Raw genomic sequence first — 2,825 nt, forward strand, 5'->3', positions numbered from 1 at the left:
TGACCCAGCCCCCTGAAATCAGGCCATTGAGGTGCTAGTAATCCGTCCAAGCAAAGGATGGACTATGAAACGCAGATTTTCAGATGAACAGATCATTGGGATGATCAAGGAATACGAGGCTGGCGTGAAGGCGCAGGATCTGTGCCGGAAGTATGGGATCAGCGATGCCACGTTTTATAAGTACAAAGCCAAGTTCGGCGGGATGAACGTATCGGACGCAAAGAAACTGCGGGCGCTCGAAGACGAGAACAATCGTCTTAAGCGCATGCTTGCAGATGCCATGTTGGACAATGCCGCACTGAAAGACCTCGCGACAAAAAACTACTGACGCCCGATGTCAAAAGACGGGCCGTGTCGGATGTGATGGAGCGGCACGGCTTGTCTGAGCGTCGGGCGTGTGAACTGGCTGATCTTCACAGGTCTGTCTTTCAGTACAAAAAGCAGGACCAAGGCGATGATGCCCTGCGCAAGCGGCTGCGTGAATTGGCAAATGAGCGTCGCCGGTTCGGGTATCGCCGTCTGGGCATCTTACTGGCTAGGGAAGGCTTTGAGGTGAACCACAAGAAGCTGTTCCGGCTGTATCGCGAAGAAGGGCTGACAGTCCGTCGCAGACGGTCGCGCAAGCGGGCTTTGGGGACGCGTAGGCCAATCCTGGTGCCGGATCGCGCCAATCAGCGCTGGTCCCTGGACTTTGTGTCTGACGCGTTTGCAGATGGCCAGCGGTTCCGCGTGCTGTGCGTCGTGGATGATTGTACGCGCGAGGCGCTGGCAACCGTCGTGGATCGTTCCCTATCTGGTGCCCGCATGACCCGTGAACTGGATGAGTTGATCCGCAGGCGCGGCCAGCCGGACATGATCGTCTCTGACAATGGAACGGAAATGACATCGCATGCCGTGCTGCGTTGGTGCCAAGAAACCGGTGTTGGCTGGCATTACATTGCGCCTGGAAAACCGATGCAGAATGCCTTTGTGGAGTCATTTAATGGTCGGCTCCGCGACGAATGCCTCCGGTCTTAGGTAGCAAATGCACCAACTGATTGACTGAACGCATGAGTGAGAACAATATGTGAACATTCTTTCTTGGAGAAGTTCACATGGCGCAGCATTTTCTGTTGTCGGCAGCGGCGCGGACCCTGTCTCTGAAGGCAATCTTTTCGGAAGGCGAAGACACGGCTTACGCTCGTTTCCGTCGGCTGCGCTGGCCGGAGACCGATGGTGCACCGGTCTGTCCGACGTGCGGCTGCCTAGATATCTATGATCTGACCACCAGGCGCCGGTTCAAGTGTGCCGCGTGCCACCGCCAGTTCAGCGTTACCTCCGGCACGATCTTTGCGTCCCGGAAGCTCTCTTTCGTGGATCTGCTGGGTGCGATCTGTCTTTTTGTGAACGCATCAAAGGGGCTCTCCGCTGTCCAACTTTCGCGCGACCTGGATGTACAGCACAAGACGGCGTTTGTGCTCATGCACAAGCTGCGGGAAGCGATGATCGCAGAGACGAGGGGCTTGCACCTCGACGGTGAGGTTGAAGTGGATGGTGCTGCCTTCGGCGGCCATGTCCGTCCCGCCAACCTGCGCGAAGATCGTGTTGATCGCCGACGCCTCGCCAATCGGAGCGGGAAACGGCGGGTCGTCGTCGTGCTGCGCCAGCGGGGTGGCCGGACACTAACGCGAACGTTTCTTCGTGAGGCACAAGGTGTCGAGTTTGCGCGGAAGAGGATTGCTGCTGGCGCTATGGTCTCGGCCGACGAGGTGACGCATTGGGATCTGCTGGAGCAGGACTTCGACATGCAAAGGGTAAACCATTCAGAGGGTTATAGCGTTTCCGAAGTTCACACGAACCTCGCCGAGAGCTTCTTCTCGCGGCTCAGGCGGATGATTGGGGGCCAGCACCTGAAGGTCGAAGGGCGGTACCTTGATGCCTATGCGGCACACGCAGCCTGGCTCGAGGATCATCGCGAGGAGAGCAACGGTTGGCTGGCGGATCGTCTGATCGGCGGCGCGCTCGCGTCTCCGGTCAGTCGCTCGTGGAAGGGGTACTGGCAACGACGCGCAGCGTGATCATGTCGCCCGCGCCCCAGACGCACATTCCCTTCCGCTTTTCGATCATCCGGACGAGCTTCCGCCGCTTGGCGTGACGCAGCGCCTGGACAACCTTGAAGACCACCGAGTTCCGGAGCGCAGTATCCGAGACATCCAGATCACGCTCCGACATGACACGCTCGGCCAGCTCCCGCGTTGTCAGTTCTGCGTCCACCCCGAGGTGGCGGATGCAGATATCCGCGATCTCACCCTTCTTGAAGAAGCCGTGGCTCACGATGTACCTGGCGCGCTGCCGCTCCGGTGCTGCGAAGAGCTCGATCGTCGCGTTCACATGGGCAAGGTCGTGCTTCGCGTGCGCGATCTGCGCCTCATACGCTTTGATCTGACCTAGGATCTCGGCCCGCTTCTCCGTCAGTGTTTGGACAATCAATGGCTCTGGCATGCCATCATTCCACTCGAGATCGCCGCAACCATCTAGAGGGCAACTTGGTGCATTTGCTACTTAAGACCGAATGCCTCAACGAACACATCTTCGGCAATCTCGCCGAAGCCCGAAAGACAATCGAAAACTGGAGGATCGACTACAACACCCAGAGACCACACACATCACTTGGCGGGCTGGCTCCGGCTGTCTACGCCAATCTCAACCGTGCCACCCGGCCTGCCTCGCTTGAGCTCCGCAAGGGCTCCGCTCAGCAGGCCTTGACCGCAACCATATCAACGGAAAAAAACTGCTCTGAAACCCGATTTTCCCGCCGTTTGTAGTTAGAGTTTTTCGCTCGTATT

The 2,825-nt window shown here is 58.1% G+C and carries 2 protein-coding genes and 2 pseudogenes; 3 read left to right on the forward strand and 1 reads right to left on the reverse strand.

Going from position 1 to position 2,825, the window contains the following annotated elements; translation table 11 throughout:
* Positions 1-64: 64 nt before the first annotated feature.
* Positions 65-1,005 (forward strand): annotated as a pseudogene (locus GTF44_RS21805) (IS3 family transposase); the annotation flags it as partial.
* 89 nt (positions 1,006-1,094) lie between these two features.
* Entirely contained in the window at positions 1,095-2,057 is a 963-nt protein-coding gene (locus GTF44_RS21810) for an IS1595 family transposase (RefSeq protein ID WP_171563509.1), read from the forward strand.
* On the opposite strand, the gene GTF44_RS21815 is transcribed toward GTF44_RS21810, so the two are convergent.
* The gene (locus GTF44_RS21815; protein WP_171563511.1) at positions 2,014-2,481 is read right to left on the reverse strand and encodes a hypothetical protein; all 468 of its coding nucleotides are present in this window, start codon (positions 2,479-2,481) and stop codon (positions 2,014-2,016) included. The genes GTF44_RS21810 and GTF44_RS21815 overlap by 44 nt on opposite strands.
* A 59-nt stretch (positions 2,482-2,540) precedes the next feature.
* Here GTF44_RS21815 and GTF44_RS21820 point away from each other — a divergent pair.
* A pseudogene (locus tag GTF44_RS21820) lies at positions 2,541-2,804 on the forward strand (transposase); the annotation flags it as partial.
* Positions 2,805-2,825 lie beyond the last annotated feature (21 nt).

This window comes from Roseobacter sp. HKCCD6576-2 (assembly GCF_013179285.1).
Lineage (GTDB): Bacteria > Pseudomonadota > Alphaproteobacteria > Rhodobacterales > Rhodobacteraceae > Rhodophyticola > Rhodophyticola oceani.

Bases quoted from the DNA above. Each gene is read 5' to 3' on its own strand.
- GTF44_RS21810 (WP_171563509.1), top strand. From the start codon at position 1,095: ATGGCGCAGCATTTTCTGTTGTCGGCAGCGGCGCGGACCCTGTCTCTG.
- GTF44_RS21815 (WP_171563511.1), bottom strand. From the start codon at position 2,481: ATGCCAGAGCCATTGATTGTCCAAACACTGACGGAGAAGCGGGCCGAG.